The organism is Pseudoalteromonas luteoviolacea, assembly GCF_018100925.1.
In the GTDB taxonomy this organism is placed as follows: Bacteria; Pseudomonadota; Gammaproteobacteria; order Enterobacterales; family Alteromonadaceae; genus Pseudoalteromonas; species Pseudoalteromonas obscura.
On the sequence record NZ_JAGJEH010000007.1, the window covers coordinates 264,407 to 281,734 of the forward strand.

At 40.6% G+C, this 17,328-nt stretch carries 17 protein-coding genes and 1 tRNA gene; 7 read left to right on the top strand and 11 right to left on the bottom strand.

The genetic code is table 11. From position 1 onward, the window contains the following. Nucleotides 1-253: 253 nt before the first annotated feature. On the bottom strand, nt 254-1,360 hold the full coding sequence (locus J8M00_RS16660; RefSeq protein WP_211011663.1) for a DJ-1/PfpI family protein: 1,107 nt from the start codon (nt 1,358-1,360) through the stop codon (nt 254-256). A gap of 264 nt (nt 1,361-1,624) precedes the next feature. On the opposite strand from J8M00_RS16660, the gene J8M00_RS16665 reads away from it, so the two are divergent. Then, entirely contained in the window at nt 1,625-2,092 is a 468-nt protein-coding gene (locus J8M00_RS16665) for a DUF3293 domain-containing protein (protein ID WP_211011664.1), read from the top strand. Between the two features lie 292 nt (nt 2,093-2,384). Then, nucleotides 2,385-4,793: a hybrid sensor histidine kinase/response regulator gene (locus tag J8M00_RS16670; RefSeq protein ID WP_211011665.1), complete on the top strand. Its 2,409-nt coding sequence runs from the start codon at nt 2,385-2,387 to the stop codon at nt 4,791-4,793. On the opposite strand, the gene J8M00_RS16675 is transcribed toward J8M00_RS16670, so the two are convergent. The 3 genes from J8M00_RS16675 to J8M00_RS16685 form a co-directional block, all read right to left on the bottom strand. Further along, complete coding sequence (locus J8M00_RS16675; protein ID WP_211011666.1) at nt 4,773-5,099, bottom strand: cupin domain-containing protein; 327 nt, start codon at nt 5,097-5,099, stop codon at nt 4,773-4,775. The two genes, J8M00_RS16670 and J8M00_RS16675, sit on opposite strands and share 21 nt — an antisense overlap. An 80-nt stretch (nt 5,100-5,179) precedes the next feature. Further along, nucleotides 5,180-5,255: transfer RNA gene (locus J8M00_RS16680), tRNA-Ala, on the bottom strand. Nucleotides 5,256-5,422: 167 nt separating this feature from the next. Then, on the bottom strand, nt 5,423-5,950 hold the full coding sequence (locus J8M00_RS16685; RefSeq protein ID WP_211011667.1) for an NADPH-dependent FMN reductase: 528 nt from the start codon (nt 5,948-5,950) through the stop codon (nt 5,423-5,425). A 120-nt stretch (nt 5,951-6,070) separates the two neighbouring features. On the opposite strand from J8M00_RS16685, the gene J8M00_RS16690 reads away from it, so the two are divergent. Beyond that, nucleotides 6,071-6,967: a LysR family transcriptional regulator gene (locus J8M00_RS16690; protein WP_211011668.1), complete on the top strand. Its 897-nt coding sequence runs from the start codon at nt 6,071-6,073 to the stop codon at nt 6,965-6,967. Between the two features lie 11 nt (nt 6,968-6,978). Here the strand turns inward: J8M00_RS16690 and J8M00_RS16695 are convergent, their stop codons facing one another. Continuing rightward, nucleotides 6,979-7,713 carry a substrate-binding periplasmic protein gene (locus J8M00_RS16695; protein ID WP_211011669.1) on the bottom strand — a complete coding sequence of 245 codons (735 nt, stop codon included), beginning with the start codon at nt 7,711-7,713 and terminating at the stop codon, nt 6,979-6,981. A 396-nt stretch (nt 7,714-8,109) separates the two neighbouring features. Here J8M00_RS16695 and J8M00_RS16700 point away from each other — a divergent pair, with 396 nt between their 5' ends. The 3 genes from J8M00_RS16700 to J8M00_RS16710 all read left to right on the top strand — a co-directional run bounded on the left by J8M00_RS16700 (nt 8,110) and on the right by J8M00_RS16710 (nt 10,395). Further along, nucleotides 8,110-8,493, top strand: a complete 384-nt coding sequence (locus tag J8M00_RS16700) for a hypothetical protein (protein WP_023398258.1) — start codon at nt 8,110-8,112, stop codon at nt 8,491-8,493. A 401-nt stretch (nt 8,494-8,894) separates the two neighbouring features. Next, on the top strand, nt 8,895-9,536 hold the full coding sequence (locus J8M00_RS16705; protein WP_211011670.1) for a response regulator: 642 nt from the start codon (nt 8,895-8,897) through the stop codon (nt 9,534-9,536). A 223-nt stretch (nt 9,537-9,759) separates the two neighbouring features. Continuing rightward, the gene (locus tag J8M00_RS16710) at nt 9,760-10,395 is read left to right on the top strand and encodes a cohesin domain-containing protein (protein ID WP_211011671.1); all 636 of its coding nucleotides are present in this window, start codon (nt 9,760-9,762) and stop codon (nt 10,393-10,395) included. 143 nt (nt 10,396-10,538) lie between these two features. Here the strand turns inward: J8M00_RS16710 and J8M00_RS16715 are convergent, their stop codons facing one another. The 3 genes from J8M00_RS16715 to J8M00_RS16725 form a co-directional block, all read right to left on the bottom strand. Then, nucleotides 10,539-11,696, bottom strand: a complete 1,158-nt coding sequence (locus tag J8M00_RS16715; protein ID WP_211011672.1) for a PQQ-binding-like beta-propeller repeat protein — start codon at nt 11,694-11,696, stop codon at nt 10,539-10,541. Between the two features lie 87 nt (nt 11,697-11,783). Beyond that, nucleotides 11,784-13,166, bottom strand: coding sequence for a winged helix family transcriptional regulator (locus J8M00_RS16720; protein ID WP_211011673.1), 1,383 nt, complete (start codon nt 13,164-13,166; stop codon nt 11,784-11,786). A gap of 180 nt (nt 13,167-13,346) precedes the next feature. Then, complete coding sequence (locus tag J8M00_RS16725) at nt 13,347-14,099, bottom strand: hypothetical protein (RefSeq protein ID WP_211011674.1); 753 nt, start codon at nt 14,097-14,099, stop codon at nt 13,347-13,349. A 415-nt stretch (nt 14,100-14,514) separates the two neighbouring features. Between J8M00_RS16725 and J8M00_RS16730 the strand changes: the two genes are divergently transcribed. Continuing rightward, nucleotides 14,515-14,988: a hypothetical protein gene (locus J8M00_RS16730; RefSeq protein ID WP_211011675.1), complete on the top strand. Its 474-nt coding sequence runs from the start codon at nt 14,515-14,517 to the stop codon at nt 14,986-14,988. 83 nt (nt 14,989-15,071) lie between these two features. Here J8M00_RS16730 and J8M00_RS16735 read toward each other — a convergent pair whose 3' ends face one another. The 3 genes from J8M00_RS16735 to J8M00_RS16745 form a co-directional block, all read right to left on the bottom strand. Next, nucleotides 15,072-15,677 carry a glutathione S-transferase family protein gene (locus tag J8M00_RS16735; protein WP_211011676.1) on the bottom strand — a complete coding sequence of 202 codons (606 nt, stop codon included), beginning with the start codon at nt 15,675-15,677 and terminating at the stop codon, nt 15,072-15,074. A gap of 126 nt (nt 15,678-15,803) precedes the next feature. Beyond that, nucleotides 15,804-16,217 carry a VOC family protein gene (locus J8M00_RS16740; protein WP_211011677.1) on the bottom strand — a complete coding sequence of 138 codons (414 nt, stop codon included), beginning with the start codon at nt 16,215-16,217 and terminating at the stop codon, nt 15,804-15,806. A 157-nt stretch (nt 16,218-16,374) separates the two neighbouring features. Next, nucleotides 16,375-17,289: a LysR family transcriptional regulator gene (locus J8M00_RS16745; protein WP_211011678.1), complete on the bottom strand. Its 915-nt coding sequence runs from the start codon at nt 17,287-17,289 to the stop codon at nt 16,375-16,377. Nucleotides 17,290-17,328: the final 39 nt, after the last annotated feature.

Genomic DNA, 17,328 nt, shown 5'->3' on the forward strand with positions numbered 1-17,328 from the left:
AACATATTACCCAATTGACCACAAAAGAGACAAAAAACCTTAACAGTCAACTGTTGATACACAAGTTTTATACAAAAAAAACACATATGAGAACAAAAAACCCTCGCTTTATTTTAGAAAATTGCTGTTTATTTCAGTATTCATGACAGTCAATTATTTAGGCTTTTTTTATCCACATTAGTAAAATTCATGATGTAGTATTTTTTTCTTAATTTTGACTTAAAAGGGCCCATTTTTAGGCCCTCGTAACCCTCTAAAGGGATGCCATAAAAGATTTGATTTTTTCGTTTTCAGGAAACTGTTTCGCGCTTGATTGTAAAACTTTTAACGCTTTATCTGACTGATTCATACGCACATAGGCTTGAGCAAGCGAGACTGCTAATACGGGGTGTGAAAACTTAGGTAACACATACTCTAGTAGCTGTGCACTGGCATCAACTTGATACTCCGTTGTGGCATGTTTAATTTGAAAAACACTGAGCATAGCAAGCATTTTCATGTCATAAAGTGCTGGTGTTGCTTCCAACTTTTGAATGGCTGCATTTTGATCCCTTAAAAATAACTCATACAAATTGACACTGGCATCATCTTGATAGGGCTGAGCTGACAGTAGTTCAACGCCCATGGCTGTCACCATTGCCCGTGCAGTATCCACGGTTGAAAAAGGGTTTTGGCCTGTGATCAATCGACCATCGACAGTGACTTGATTTAACATCACGCCATCTTGCTCAAATTTTGCACCGCGCTCTTCTAGTTTGTCTTGCAATAAAAATGGGAAATCTTTTAACCACTTAGAACCAAATGCGTGCTCTTCCGCATTGGTAAACCCATTAACTCGTTTTCCTTCTACCAAGTAGCTTCCATCACTCAATTTTACGTCAACAAAAGCCGCTGGCCCATGGCACACGCCTGCAACCACGCCACTATTTTCATAAACTTTTGAGATAGTTTGCTTTAGCGGTTCATGTTGATGTAAATCGAACATCGGACCTTTACCGCCAACAACAAATATGCCATCAAATTTACTGGCATCAATATCTGCCAGTTTGTAGCTGTTTGTCAGAGAGGCCACAGCAGTCTTATCATTCAGGAATTTTTGATTATAAATTGCTGACTTATCATATTCGTCTGCGATAGGTTCACCACCAGACGGAGAAGCAATAGTGACTTGAATACCATGGCGTTTAAATACATGATACGCTTTGCTTAATTCACCAAATTCGTACCCTGGCTTTACAAGCTCTTGGTTTTGATTTACTTCACCGTAGCTACTGACCACCATCAATACATTCGTGTGATCTTTCGCAGCGGCAACTGAGCTAAAAAGTGCAATACTGGTTAGCATAGTGAGGCTTTTCATAACGACTCTCCTTTTGGTTGGGAGTATCACAATAAGGGAGTGGATGTGAAACTGACGTGAAGTAAGGAGCAATGACTTTCGTAGAAGTTATATTATACGTTTAACTAGTTAAGTTGATTGAAAAGACTTGCCGAACGAGGCTAGAAAAAACTACTTTGTAGTTTTTATTGACTCTTAATTACGACTCTGTCGTTGTAAACTCTGACAATGATGAGCGATACAGTTAAAATAAATGGAATATTCCAACAATCAAGAATAATAACAATGAGTAATATAACTACCAATGCCAAAAACCAGCATATTTCAGAAAATATATGGCTACTTTACAAAGAAGCATACTTCTATCCTTTAATGCCAATTCACCATTATAAGAATGGTGCAATTATAAGCGTGTGGAATACACATGGTCATCAGTTAAGTAGGAAGAAGAATACCAGCTTACAACAAAAATATATTGCGTTATTGTCTCGGTTACCGTCAACAATTAAATATCTATACGGTGGTAATCATGACATGTCTTATCGTGAGTTGAGTGTGTGTTTAGACCTCCCATTAACACTTGCTCAATCTATTTCCAAGCGCTATAACCAACGCGCTTTTTATTACCTAGTTGATGGCAAAATCACTTTATACAATAGTCATAATTTGGCACAGTTTTACACTTTTAATGATTTGATCACCTCACGATTACGTCGTGTTACCCTACCGAGCGAAAACGCAGCTCTATTGTGAGACACGATGCTCACTGTAACGTTTTCAATCCAGCGGACTCATATATCTGCATTATAGATTTACGCCGACACTTTGTTTTATTCATCATTTTTATTGCGCCATGCATTCATACATAAATTAACACCCTAAAGACAAAGTTTTTTTGATTTAGAATAACAAACAGTAACACGGTATTTTTAAACTTTTAAGAATCACCTTAAGCAACTGAATTTAAATGTATTATTATTTTCGGTCAGACCTAAACTGACTTTAAGCATCGCACCTACTGATTCTTGACTAAAATAAGAGTTAAATGTTCAGTCCTGCTGCGCCTATGCAACTTAAAACCCGGCTTCCTTTGGTATTAGCTGTCACAGCTTTAGTGCCAATGCTTGTTATCTTTTTCATTGCAATGCTCCACAGTGCACGCCAAGCGGGAGAGATGAGTATTCGAGCAGCGCAATCAGAGGTACTCAGTGCGGCAGCATTATTTAACGCCTACTTTTCTCAACGTAAGTCCGAAATTTCAACCTTAGCGCGACAACCAGCTCTTCGAACGATGGACTTTAACCAAATAAAACCTATCCTAAACACCGAAAAGCAATCACACCACGGCGTATACGAAAAGTTTATTGTAGGGCATGCTGATGGCAGCTTTCATAATACCGAAGGGGGAAACCCGCATCACAAAATGTTGCGCACCTTTGATGATTCTGATCCACAAGCCAAAATAAAAACCATTAAGCAGCGAGACTACTGGCAATACACCATAAATAACAACATTGAACAGCTCCCTAGGGTATATGTCTCTGAACCCATGATTTCATACACAACGGGCGTTAAGCAGATTGTTGTTGCTGCATCAGTTTTAAGCCATGACAACAAGGTCGTTGGCTTATTAGGGGGCAGTATTCCCTGGCGTGAAGTCGATCGACTCATTGTTAATGTCAAAGACCATGTACTACAGCAATTTGGCTCGCAAGCCAAATTTATGCTGGTGTCTAATACTGGTATTTATATGTACCACTGGAATACCAATAAAACCATTCAACATCAATATAAAGATGGCAACTTCGTGCTCAATGATATTGGTGAAAAAGCTAGTACAATCAACAGGATCACCAAAGAGCAAGATCCCTTGCTAAAAGCACTTGGCATCAAAATGATCGCTGGACTTGAAGGACATGGGCAACTAATGCTAGATAATCAGACACATGCATTTATCTTCTATGCCCCCATTCCCGCAGCCAATTACAGTCTTGCTGTAGTTTTGCCTGAACAAGTCGTTTTTGCTTCAGTGCAAACCCTCAAAGAAAAGTTACTGCTGACACTCACGCTTGCTACATTATTGAGTATGCTTGTGGCTTGGTGGATAGCATATCGATTGTATAGCCCTATTTCGCGTTTAACATATGCTGCAAAATCACTTGCCAAAGGTCACTACAACGTCCACCTCAAAACCAAAGGCAGTGATGAAATTGCTGAACTGAGCCGTACATTTGAAACTATGCGTGACACCATCTACGCGCGAGAAAGTGATTTGGAATCCAGAGTAGAGAAACGAACTCAAGCACTCGAAAAAGCAAAGCGCGAAGCCGAATTCGCAGTTACTGCAAAGAGTCGGTTTTTAGCCAATATGAGCCATGAGATCCGCACACCCATGAATGGTATTTTGGGCACTATCCAGCTATTAGAGCAAGAAGCAAGCTTCAACAAAGAACAAAAACACCTTCTCAAACTCGCCAGTGTTTCAGGCAGTAACTTATTGACTCTCATAAACGACATACTGGATATCTCAAAACTTGAGCAAGGGCAAATCAATTTATACGAAGAGCCGTTTGAACTAAAAAGTACCATTGCACATTTACTGCACCTTACTCAGTCAAGGGCTCAGTCAAAGCCTATTGCCTTATCACACTCCATAGTGACTGATACTCCAGTTGAAATTGTCAGCGACAAACACAGGTTACAACAAGTGTTACTCAACTTATTGAGCAACGCATATAAATTTACGATTCAAGGCGAGATATCTATTTTGGTCCAGCTCAATCCAAATGATGCGACACAATTGTTATTCGCAGTTAAAGACACTGGTATTGGTATAAAAAAAGAGCAACAAAATAAAATTTTTGACCCGTTTTGCCAAGAAGACGACAGTACCACCAAACGTTTTGGCGGAACTGGGCTTGGATTGAGTATTTGCCAACAGCTAGTTAGCCTTGCTGGCGGGATCATATATTGTGAATCCACACCAAAAGAAGGTGCAACGTTTGCTTTTACATGGCCATTTAAACCTTGTTGCTTAATCGACTATAGCGCAGCAAAAACTGATCAGTGTATGCAACTCAGTGGGAAGATTTTACTTGCTGAGGATAATGCAATTAACCAGGTTGTGATCAGTGCTATGTTAGAAAAGTTTGGTTTGCGTGTCGTATTAGCCAAAGATGGCCAGCAAGTACTAGAAAAAGTGGCACAAACCTATTTTGATCTAATCCTCATGGATATACATATGCCTAAGATGGATGGTATTGAAGCGACTAAACACTTGAGAATGCACCCCCAGTACAGTCAAATGGTGATCATTGCGATTACTGCCAATGTGTTTTTAGAGGACATCGCGACGTATTACAGTGCTGGCATGGATGACTTTGTCGCAAAACCCGTTGAAATGGCTAAGCTAGAATCTGTATTAAGCAAGTGGCTAGGTGTAAAAAACCGCTAACCAAATAGTATCAGTATCCGGTTTAGTCCAGCTTACCTTATGTTTGCAATGTGCAGGAATATGAATATGCTCACCGGCAACCAAGGTCACAATACGACCGTCTGAAAACGTGAGTTGCCCCTCACCTTGCAGCACCATTACCCACTCATTTTGCGCTTGATCATACCATCCTGTTTGCGGAGAAGTATGTCCTCTAGAGATAATACGTTCAATTTTAACATCACCGCTACTGGCAATGACTTCGAAAAATTCATCTGATAAATCTCTGGGTATATCTCTAAATATACTTTGTTTGTTTTCATCCATGCGTTCACCCCAATCTTGGTGGATACATTCATTTAAGTTGTGCAGTTTGGTACTGTTGCAAGAATATGCTGGATAAGGTTTGGTGGAGCTAGGCGGGATCGAACCGCCGACCTCTTGCATGCCATGCAAGCGCTCTCCCAGCTGAGCTATAGCCCCAAGTAAGACGCTAAGATTCTATTATATCTTATTAATTTGTAAAGCTGTTTTTTGCGAAGCGTGAAAAGCTTATGATCTTAAATTGCAACAGAGGCTGTAAATTGCAGCTGCTCTGCGTTGATACTGGCAGCTGCAAAAACAGTATATTTGGGAACAAACTTGTTAATTTAGTTTGCCAATTGTTTTAGTGCGTTGCTCAAGGCGTCATTGATTTCGCCATTAGTTAATTTACCCGCTTCCATATCAAAGTTGTCAAAAAAACTAGGGACAGATAAGTGCGCTTTTACATCAGCTGCAAAATACGGTGCAGAGTTCACAGCAGCACCTAACACACTTTGTGCTCCACCAGGACCAGGAGATGTTGCCAAAAGAACCATCGGGGTATTTTGATACACTTTCATATCAATACGAGAAGTCCAGTCAAAGATATTCTTGTACGCTGCTGTATAAGAACCATTATGCTCAGCAAATGAGACAATAACTGCATCCGCAGCGCCTATTTTGTCGTAAAATTTTTGGGCCTGCTCTGGGATCCCATTGTCTTTTTCTCGGTCAATGCTGTAAATCGGCATCTCAAAATCATTCAGATCTAAAATTTCTATCTCTGCGTTCTCAATTTGTGACGTCGCATATTTTACCAGTGCATTGTTGATTGACTGACGGCTGTTGCTCGCTGCAAATGCTAGTACTTTCATAATGTTCTCCAAATTAACTTTTTGTGGGTTGTCAAATATGTTTACTCGACTTGATGACAAACAGTGTAGATTAAGTTTTAATAAACATTAATAGGGCAAATGTAAACTTACTATTTCCATATGAATCATAATGTATTTGACGGGATTCCAGTCTTTGTTAAAGTCGTACAATGCAATAGCTTTGCATTGGCCGCAGAACAACTTAGCCACTCACCATCTCATGTCAGTAAAGTTATCAATCGCTTAGAAGCTCGATTGGGCGTCAGATTACTCAATCGAACAACCCGAACTTTGGCACTTACCCCTGACGGAGAAGTGTATTATCAGCATTGTGTGCAATTGCTCAGTGATGCTGAACAAACGCTACAACTGCTTACGCATCAGGAAAATAAACCCAAGGGGGTGCTTAAGATTAGCTGCCCTGTCGCATTTAGTTTGGATTACCTCAGACCGGCAGTCACAGAGTATTTGCGCAAATATCCGAATGTCACTATTGAATGGGAGCTCAATGACCGGGCGGTAGACGTAGTTGGAGACGGCTTTGATTTGGCAATTCGTGCAACCACCCAACTTGAAGAGTCTAGTTTGATCTGTAAACGTATTTACCGCTGCAGAACCTTAGTTGTTGCTAGCCCCAAATATATAGAGCGATATGGTAAGCCCCACCACCCTAGAGAGCTAAGCAAACATCACTGCATCTGCTACAGTAACCTAAAGCACCCAGATCGCTGGGAGTTTACAGATCAGGCTGGGAAGTCATTTACCGTTGATGTTAGAAAGCGAGCCAATATTAATAACGGGCATATGCAGGCAGCGATGGCAATTGACGGAATAGGCATTTCTAGATTGCCCGAATTTTATCTAGCTGATGCCATTGAACAAGGCCAGCTTGAAATTTTACTCGAAGCCTACCTGCAAAGGCCTGTGGAAGTCTACGTGGTCTATCCCAGCCGCAAGCACCTTTCTCCAAAGGTTAGATACTTTATAGATATACTGTCATCCCAACTAGCGTCATAACGTCTAGCACGCTATTGGTTCAATGCACCATATTGACGATAGATGGCTTCAATCTCGCCATTGCGCTGCATTACTTGCAGTGCTCGATTAAGTTCCGCCTGCAATTGCTGTAAATGGGGTTGTAACCGCATATGCACTGGTAACTTGCTGATCTCAAAAACAACCTTGAATGACGCATAGTTGGGGTTGTGTTTTTGATAATATGCAGCCGTTACATCACCGATCATGAGATAATCAATTCGTTTGTGAGCCAGCTGAGACAGCAGCTCTTTTTCAGAAACATTGTCATAGAGTAAAATTTTGTTTTCACCAAAGTGAGATTCAAACTGTCCGTAACGATAACCCCTTACACGACCAAAAACCTTACCATAAAAAGATTTTGGATCGACGGTTGGCCGTTCACCTTCACGACCCAATACCACTTCTTTAGAGTATGCATAAGACCGTGAATAGATCCCTGGATTTTTTCTTTGTGCACGCCAAATAGGATTGACACCGGGCTCAATGTCTATTTTACCCATATCAAATAGCTTTTGACCCCGTGCCACAGACCAAGGTACCAACTTAAAAGTGTGTCCAGTGAGCTCACCAAGTCGAGCAAACAAGTCACTAAAAATCCCTGTAGGTTGGTGATTGTGAATATAGTTGTATGGCGGATTCGCGCCGTGATACACCAAAACACTGTATTCCTTTGCAACCGCGACACCTGAATAAAACAACGCCGCCAAACCGAATAAATAGTACATAACTTATACAAATTAACTCATCCTTTATCAACTTAGCATAAATTTTACACACATTATGGTTTTGCACCGCTTTTTGCTTAAGAAAAAGGCCATTTCTTCCCTAATTTATAACACTGCTAATAACAACACTAAAGCAAAAGAAACAATAATTCATACAACAAAATAAATTGACTATTTAATGCCCATAAATTTCATTTTATAAATTTTTTCTTCATTTTTTTGACTTTAATCATAAATATTAACTTCATTTATTCGTTTAATAATGGTGTGCGAACACAAGGTGATTTGTCTTGTAGTTTGATGTTGTGAAGGAAATGGCACGACATAAACAACCCCGTACACTTAACTTTTTATCAGCCAATAAGGCTATTTATTCTCAAGAAAAGGAAACTAACTATGAAAACTGGCGTATTATTCTCACTTATTGCCGCTGCGGCCGCTGCCAATGTTTCAGCTCAAGAGCTGTCTGCACAAGCGGGTTATGCAAGTGTTCAAGAAGTGCTTGAATATGGTCGTAAGTATCAAGCTATCAGAACACAGCTTAAAGATGCAGGCTATCGCTTCCACAATTGTCATACTCAAGTCATTAATTATTTTGTGACGCCAATGCAGCCTGAATACCTATATGCACAAACTGAATGTACTTACTCGACGCCAAGTGGCGGTAATTATTCGCTTCAAACAGACTATGCAAAAGTCACCATCGACGTGAACTTCAATCAAGAGCACGGACTGTACCGCGAAGGCGATGTAACTGTGAACTACATGACTGTTTACTAGCCATTCAATTACATAGCAATTATTCATACCGGTTAGCAATAATTTGCCATGTAATAGCAACCTAATGGGCGCACCTTTATGGTGCTCCTATGGCTGTGAAGCCTTAAAATACAAGCTCTTATAACCACATAACACCGTTAAAACCAAGCCCGCAAACACCACCAAGTACGTCTTATTCAAATTTGTGCACAATCTTAACGATAGCGATATGCACCGTAATCAATTACATATAAAATACTTACCCATCTGATAGCCGTATACTTTTAGTTGCTACAGGCCAGTAAACACGGTTACTTCCTGAAAAAAGAACAAAAAATCGACGCTATTTATTAATAAGGCAATAGTTTAGAACTATTATCTCAACCAAGCTTTTGCGAGATAAGTATATACATGGAGTTAAAATGGGTAACGGAAAAGAAAATAGTTTAACCATATTAATCGCGGATGATCACCATTTAGTGCGTCAGGGCTTGCGTTCACTGATCGAGAGATCACAAACTCAATATAATATTAGTGACGTCGCCACTGGCGAGCAAGCATGGCAATTTATTTCTCAATATCAACCTGATCTAGCGATACTAGATATTTCAATGGGCGATTTGAGTGGCCTCAAAGTGTGTGAGCACGTTAAGCGGCGCAAATTAAGAACCCGCATCATTTTTCTCAGCATGCATGATGATGTTAAGGTCATTCATCGCGCATTTGAGGTTGGTGCTGACGCCTACCTCTCCAAAAGTGAAGCTTTTGATACACTCAATCAAGCCTTGCAAACTGTCGCAGCCGGTCATTCGTTTATTAGCCCTAACATAGAGAGTGAATTAGCGCGATATAGGGCAGCCACTACACAGTCTCTCCTTACAGCAAGAGAGAAACAAATCGTCAGCTATATCACACAGGGCAATTCCAACCGACAAATTGCCGATGCACTATGTATTTCAATAAAAACTGTTGATAATCACCGAACAAAGGCGATGAGAAAGCTTGGAGTCAATAAAGCTGCCGAATTAGTCAAATACGGCTTGGAAGAAGGGCTTGTTGTGTAAATTGAACTCAATTTACTAGTCAATTGGGGTAAACACACTATTTATATTATTTTGACACAATAGTATTTTACTCTGCCATCAGAAACCAAAATATGACAAGCGCCGCAATACTGAAATTTTCAAGTTATTGGCTACAGGTCGTATTTAATAAAAGTGATTTACGCACTAAGCTATAGATTAGTGTAACTACATACTTTAATTGAAGATAAGATGAGAGTGCCAGATGGAAAAGGTAATCGCTATATATTTGCTTCTTTTTGTGACCGCTATCAGTGCACGTGACAATTCGATATACATAAGCCTACCAGTAGACCAAATCAAAACGGGAAGCGAGTTTTATGTTGACATTATGGCAGACGACTTACCAGCCATATATGGCGTACATTTAACACTAAAATATGATCCCAAAAAATTAATCATGTTACCACCACACGACAAAGCAACATCTCCTCAATTGGAACATGGCAATTTATTTAATCATAAAGCGCTAACAGAGAAAGTTAATCTAGCAAATATTCATTCGGGAACTATCAGTTACACCGTAAACCAATCAACACCAGCAAAAAGTATTTTTAGCACCAACCGAATTGCACGTGTGTTCTTTAAAAGTAATGTCGATGCAGCCAAAACAAACATCGTTATAGATACAGCCTACTTTGTTACCAAAGACGGCCATAAGCTCCACTTCCCGACCCAGCCTGCGGTGGAATTGCAATTTGCTAACTCTTATGCGCCACCGAAAAGCCCAGCAGCCGACTTTTCGCTTCCTAGGTATTTATTCCTCGTCGTTTTAGCCATCTTATTTGGCGTAATTACGCTACTTAACCATAAAAATGTATTAAGGTACCACGCTGATTAGACCCAGAGCGTGTTTGCCACGACACTCACTCAGCGCGAGCCAGTTACCATTTTGGTCAAATTAGTACGCCATACTAGGCTTTTTGGAAAAATATTAAGGCACAGTTACGTGCCTTAATACTGGATTAAAACCTCATCGCCTAGTTACTGTTGGTAAACATGAATAAAGCCATCCAGATCTGGTACCAACACCTTACCAGCACCGACCGCTGGTGAGGCATACACACCACCATGTACAAATCCCGGAATCAATGTGGGTTGATAATGCCAAGCTCTTGTTCCCGACTCTCTTTCTAGCGCCATAAACCCGCGTTGAGTAACATACCAACCCGGTTCATCATGGCCTGTCGAGCCTATATAAACATGTTTTTGGTCAACAACAGGTTGCCCCCAACTCCAGCCAGGCGTCGCCACTTGCCAAACAATCTCTCCTGTTTCAACTGCCATCTTAAACAGTAACTTGGCATCAGAGCTGCCAATATAGAAATAGTCACCTCCGGTGTCTGCAACAGCACTCGACTCAACCCAAGAGCCACCTGGCAATGCCTTTTTCCACACCACTTGACCACTGTGAGGGTCTAGGCCATACAAGTATGTATCACGAGAGCCGATTATGAGTATATCGTCGAGTATCACTGGACTCGAAGGTATCGCGCCTTGGGTTTTAAATTGCCAGGCAAGTTCGCCTGACTGCTTGTCGAGTGCATAAACATAGCCATCCCAACTCGCAACAAATACTTTGCCCTGATAAATACTGGCGGTCGCTCTGATCATTCCGCCAGTATTAAAACGCCACTGAATCTTACCTGTACGTTTTGAAATGGCATAAAAATTTGAATCGGCACTGCCAACATAGACAAAGTTACTATCGGCCACTGGGCTAGATTTGGTGTAGTCAAACTCCCACGGAGCGTGATTCGCCGGCAATATACGATTGTGATCGCTGTCATTTAGGCTGGCCTTCCACAGTAGTTTTCCATTCCAACGATTCAAAGCATATAGATATCCATCATCACTAGAAAAAAACACTCTATGGTGATCAACAAGCGGCTTCGAGCGAACTTTATCGCCAGTTGTAAATACCCAACGCGTTTTCACTCTATCAATATCAAACGCATACACCTTGCCATTATCACTACCAAAATAAGCCTGATGATTTTTAAGTGTTATGCTCCCCCAGTTTTCACTGCCAGTCTGATAGCTATATAGGTAATCCCCGCTTTTCGCCAAAGCGGTTACAGTCGACAAGATAGATAGCAGCCCCAAAATGAAGGCTGCAATTATTTTTTTATAGATTGTCATTGTGCACTCCTAGTTAAATTCGAGTGCGACATTAATCTGACGTAGAAAAGAAGTCCTGAATACGGCCTAAAACTTTCTTAATAATTATTAAGCCCCTGATTTATCAACTTTTAAAATGTACTCTTGCACTAATTGATTGAATCCACTTTCCTGTTTTAGCGGTAAAAAATGAGGATCTGCCGCAATCCACATAAAGGCATACTGGCCAGCTAACCGCGATTGCTCCAAGTAATGTAGCGCTAACTTAGTCTCTCCAATTGCAGCAGCATACCGAGCTTGAGACATCGGAGCCTCATAATGCCCAATATCTGCCTTACGAGTATCATGATAAAGTAACCAACGATAGACACCTTCAATACCATGGACGTCAAATTGTTGCTCAACCATCTTAATTTCTGAGTTGCTATATCCTTCAAATTTCATGACCCAAACAAGCTCTTTAACTGCCAGATCAAATTGACCAAGTTGTTCATAAATTGCTCTGAGGCATACATGGTAAAATCGATTGCTCTGTGAATACGGCCTCAGTTTATCTAGTGCTGAAAACGCTTCATCAAATCGCAAGCTCATCATATAAACCCACGCAACGCTTTCACTAGAATAACCATCAGGCTCGAGGGATTGATAAATCTTGATGTGCTTTAATGCTTCTTCCAATCTACCTACGGCAAGCAAATATTGGCCGTACATATGATGAGCTTCACTATTTGGAAGCGCATTTAAAAAGTAAGTTTCAACATCTTGAGTATTCATTTCCCCCATAAACAAAAGTTTGGCATACAGTAGATTCGCCTCTTTATGTTTGGGATCTCGTAATAGAATACGTTCCAAAATTGCCTTTAAGTGTTGTTTAGCTTGATGATAATCAGCCATCTGTGGGCGAAGCTTATAATAATAACCCTTTGCTAACCAAACCAAGGGCTCTGTGAGTTTAGGTTGCTCAACCGTTATTGATTTAAGTAAACTTATGGCCTTATCTATATCGTCCGGGTGATTATTTATAATAAAGCGCGCTTGATTAAATGGTTCAGTTAGATGCGCAGGGATCACCTCTTTGACGGGCTCTCGCGGCATCTGCCAAAAAACAATCATTGAAATTGCAACCAAACACAATGCTGCTTTTAATAACAAACTATCAAGAGATGATGGCAATGCATCGCACAGTGGAGGCCCTATCCAGCGATAACCAATGCCTGAAATTGTTTTAATATATTTTGGCGACTTAGCATCGTCACCAAGTAGCTTTCTGAGTCCATTGATTGTCACATATATCGCATCTTCGCTAACAACACGCTGCCCCCACACCTCTGAAAGGATCTGAGATTTACTGACATCTTGATGCTTATACTTCAATAGCAAAATTAACAGCGCATACTGTTTAGAGTCTAGTTCCACTACTTTCGTGTCATTATGTAAGCTCAACTGCCGATGATTTATGACCCACTGTCCTTTGCTGGCGGTCTTGAGCATAATTCCTACCTAAGAATAAAAATCTATCGTTATTTATATTTTAAAAAATATTTGAGTGAAATATCGCCACTAGCATAATGGACTTGACGTGCCTTGTTAAGGAAATGATCAAAAAAGTTACACTTGTAATAAAAAATAAATATAAAGGGATGAGTGCTCTCATCCCTTTATCCGTAAAAGTTAATAATAGTTGGTACTTAACTCAGCACTTTGAGCAAACTCATTAATAGTCCACTCATCAAATAACATTGTCATACCGCCGGCATTGACACACTTTATTGCGTAAGTAAGCGAAGAACTATACGCGTCGTAAGCGACTTTTCCGCCATGGCTATAAAAATCACTATGTACGTTTTCGACGCTGAACTTACCATTAAATAATGCTGGCACATCACCATTAGGAAATCGAAGAATACTGCATTGTCCATCAGGAGCAAACGTATTAACTGATAGTTGGGTTGTCAAATGTACCGACTCAAAGTAACCAGGCACTCTGCCTCCTCCAACATTCCAATTATCAAACTGCATCGCTCTATCATAAGTGATGGCGGGTGCTGCTGGCACTTTATGATGTACACTATAACTACTGCCTTCGGCGTCATAGCAAGTAACTTTGAGTACTTTAGCTAGGGTTTCGTGGCCCTCAGCTACAGGGCCAGATACTGATTTATTATCAGCAACGTTCAGCTGCGCTATTAACTTGTTACCCGCTTCATTGTAAAGCCCCGCATCAGCGCAGCTGGCCTGATCATTGAGGGTTAGATATGCCGCAAAATAGTGCGCAGAACTAGTTTGCACCATAACACTTTTCACAGGCCCATGATTATACTGAGTTGTTCTACCTGAGTTACTATCTGAATCGTAAATTGGTTCTAATGCGTATACGTTTCCAGTCAGCAAAACACTGGCTGCGAGAGCGTGGGACAATTTCATAACAATCTCCTTTGAAAATCACCGCTTAATAAGTCTATTATTTTTACTAATTATTTTAAGCACACAAAAGGCCTCCTATGCGAGTGCAAAACACCTCGGCGATCACGCCAAACATTTCGGGTCAACGTAATCAATTTTGCAATGTCAGTAATCAAAATCACCACATATTCGTGCCGTGTACCTCATTAATAATGACGATTTAAAACAATAAGTCAAATGTTTTTACTTAATTATTTTATCGCTTTCCGGCATTAGACTTATTCAAATTTTAATGGTAATAGATTGAAATATATAAATATAATTATTATTTAGGTGTTAATAGCCAAGGTTTGGATTTTTCTGTTCAATTAAAAGCGACATTCGTAGTAACCTAAATAAAGATCAAATATGCTTTTACGCTCAGGCAGGAAGAAACATGTATTTTTGGAATATCTCAAAGCTCAAACTGGATTTAGTTGCAAACAAATTGACCACCTTATGCGACCTAAAATACCTCATTGCAACTTTGGCTTTGCTATCGTTGTCCGTTACATATTCTGAGAACTCAAATTTATTCGATTACTTGAGCACCTTAGTAGACATATGTGTACTGACTTTTGGAACTTGGTTTTGCTATCGAGTTAATGGAGGCAAAACAAGCAAAGATTTTTTACGCCGATACTTGTCAATAGGTTGGGTGGTCGGTATTCGTTTTATTGTATTTTCTATGCCAGTGGTTTTTGCAACCTACTTTTTGTTTGATTTCGCTGGCTTCGAGGTCTTAGGAGACGCTACTTTACTTGATGTTGGCGTCACACTCTTTTTTTCAAGTTTTTTCTATTGGCGAGTCTTTGTACATATGAAACAAGTACAATTAACCGACGAAAAACAGGCTGAATTTAATAAGTAGCTTCTAGCAACCATTGTCGTATTGCCGCATTTAATCCACTTAAACACGGCAACATATGCATCTAATAGCACCCACTTCTGGTGTTATTTTTCAGGTGCACTGACATAGTGTAAGCCGCTTTCAATTCTGGCAAACCAATTGGCAATATTACCGAAGTCACTGAGGTTTATGCCCGACTTTACAGCCAACTTTGGATACGTGTACAACGCGATATCCGCAATGCTCGGTTTGGTACCGAGCAAATAGTCTCTGTCGTTTAAGTGCTTATCAAGATAAGTGAAAAAGTGAATTGTCTTGTCGTAGGTTTGCTCTAAGTCACCGGGCTTTCCAATCACTTTGATACCGCGATATAAATTTGGACCATTGAGCACCTCTCCAGCCGACATAGATAAAAACTTCTGTACCTCGGCGCGAAGTAACGCATCTTGCGGATACCAAGTTTTATCTTCATCGTACTTTTCAGCAAGGTATACGAGTATCGCATTTGAGTCACAAATTACCGCATCACCATCAACCAACACAGGTACCTGACCCAACGGGTTTAGCGCTACAAAATGATCGGATTTGTGCTCTTGAGTGTGTGGATCTAACAGCTTTAACTCATATTCTATTCCTAGAATAGATAAAAAGTGCCTAATTTTATGGCTGTTTCCAGAAAGTGAAAAACTATATAAGGTGATACCTGACATACCAAAAGGATCCTTTTACTGTAATTTTATATCTGCGCCGGGTGACGGCTCACCCGACTACCACAGATAGTTTTTCATAGACGCTCTACCGAGTAAATGAAGTATTTTTGAAGATTGCAACACGCATTAGTCACTGTTGCGTTGAGCTGGTAAATCGCTTTGATACTCTACAAACTCCACCTCAAAACCGTCAGGGTCAATAAAGTAAACATTTTTACGATAAGGGTGCTGCGGCCCCGTCTTGTCCACCGTATAACCCGCATCATTCAAGCGCTTAATAACCCCTTCGATACAATTCACGACATAGGCAAAGTGACCAAGGCCGACCTGATGTCCAGATAACACCTTATTTTCGCCCTCACCATGATCACTAAAAGCAAGATAATGGTAGTCGTCACCAAAATGAAGCCACTGTCTTGGCTTGCCAAACCACTCTCCATGACCTTTGCTTCTCACCTTCCAATGGGGAAAGGCAGCGCGATAAAAGTGCAGTGCCGACTCTATATTTTTGACTACAAGATTGACATGTTCTAAATACATACGCGCACCTTATTTACTTTCCATGGTGTGATTAAACGTTGAATTTTTATCAACAACCAATTGAGATATATATGCTTTGACGAGTGCTTTCATGATCTTTCCTCCTTTAAGTTGAACACACTTTAAAAGCTCAACTTAACTTGAGGTAAAGGTTTTTTTACACTTTTTCTGGCTGTGACAAACGATCGGTAAATACACCCTGAATAAATTCGACAAAAGCGCGAACTTTGGGAATGTGTAAACGGTTTTTTGGATACAATGCGTACACCTCCACCGCAGGTAACTGCCAGTGAGGTAAAATGGGAAGCAATACATTTTTTTGTGGCTCTTGTGCACACATGTAGTCTGGTAAAATGGCTGTGCCTACTCCATCCAAGACCATTTGCTTGAGTACCACATAATCGTCAATGCGCATTCGTGGGACGACAGAGATATCGCAATGTTGCGCCCCATTTTGTAGACGGACCACTTCAGATTTTTGAATGCTACTCATCAGTAACACAGCGTGATTTTCAAGCTCATGGGGAGATATTATCGGACCGTGCTGCTTCATATAAGTGTCACTTGCGTACAACCTGCGAGAAACACTCCCTAAACGCTTGGCAATCAAACGAGAATCGGCTAATTCGCCGATGCGTATTACCAAGTCAAACCCTTCATCAATCACGTCGACTCGGCGGTTTAGTAAACTGAGTTGTAAATTGACCTGTGGGTGCGCACGCATAAACTGACTCAGTACAGGCTTAAGGATCTCATGCCCCATACCGACAGACATACCAACTTTGAGTTCTCCGGATACCTCGGTGAGTGCTTGCGCAACACTGGCATTGGCCAACTCAACCTGCTCCTTAATTTGCCTACAGTACGTGAGGTACGTTCTCCCTGCTTCTGTTAAATGTTGCGATCGAGTTGTACGCTGCAACAGCGTGATCCCCAAATTCGCTTCAAGTTGTGTAATTTTTCGGCTTAAGTTGGCCTTTGGCATATTGAGACGCTCAGCCGCCAAGGTAAAGCTGCCCGCATCCACGACAGATAAAAATAACAGCATTGAGTTCAGATCCGTTTTCTCCATTACCCACCCCAATTGTTGTTGAATATGGAAAAGTAATTC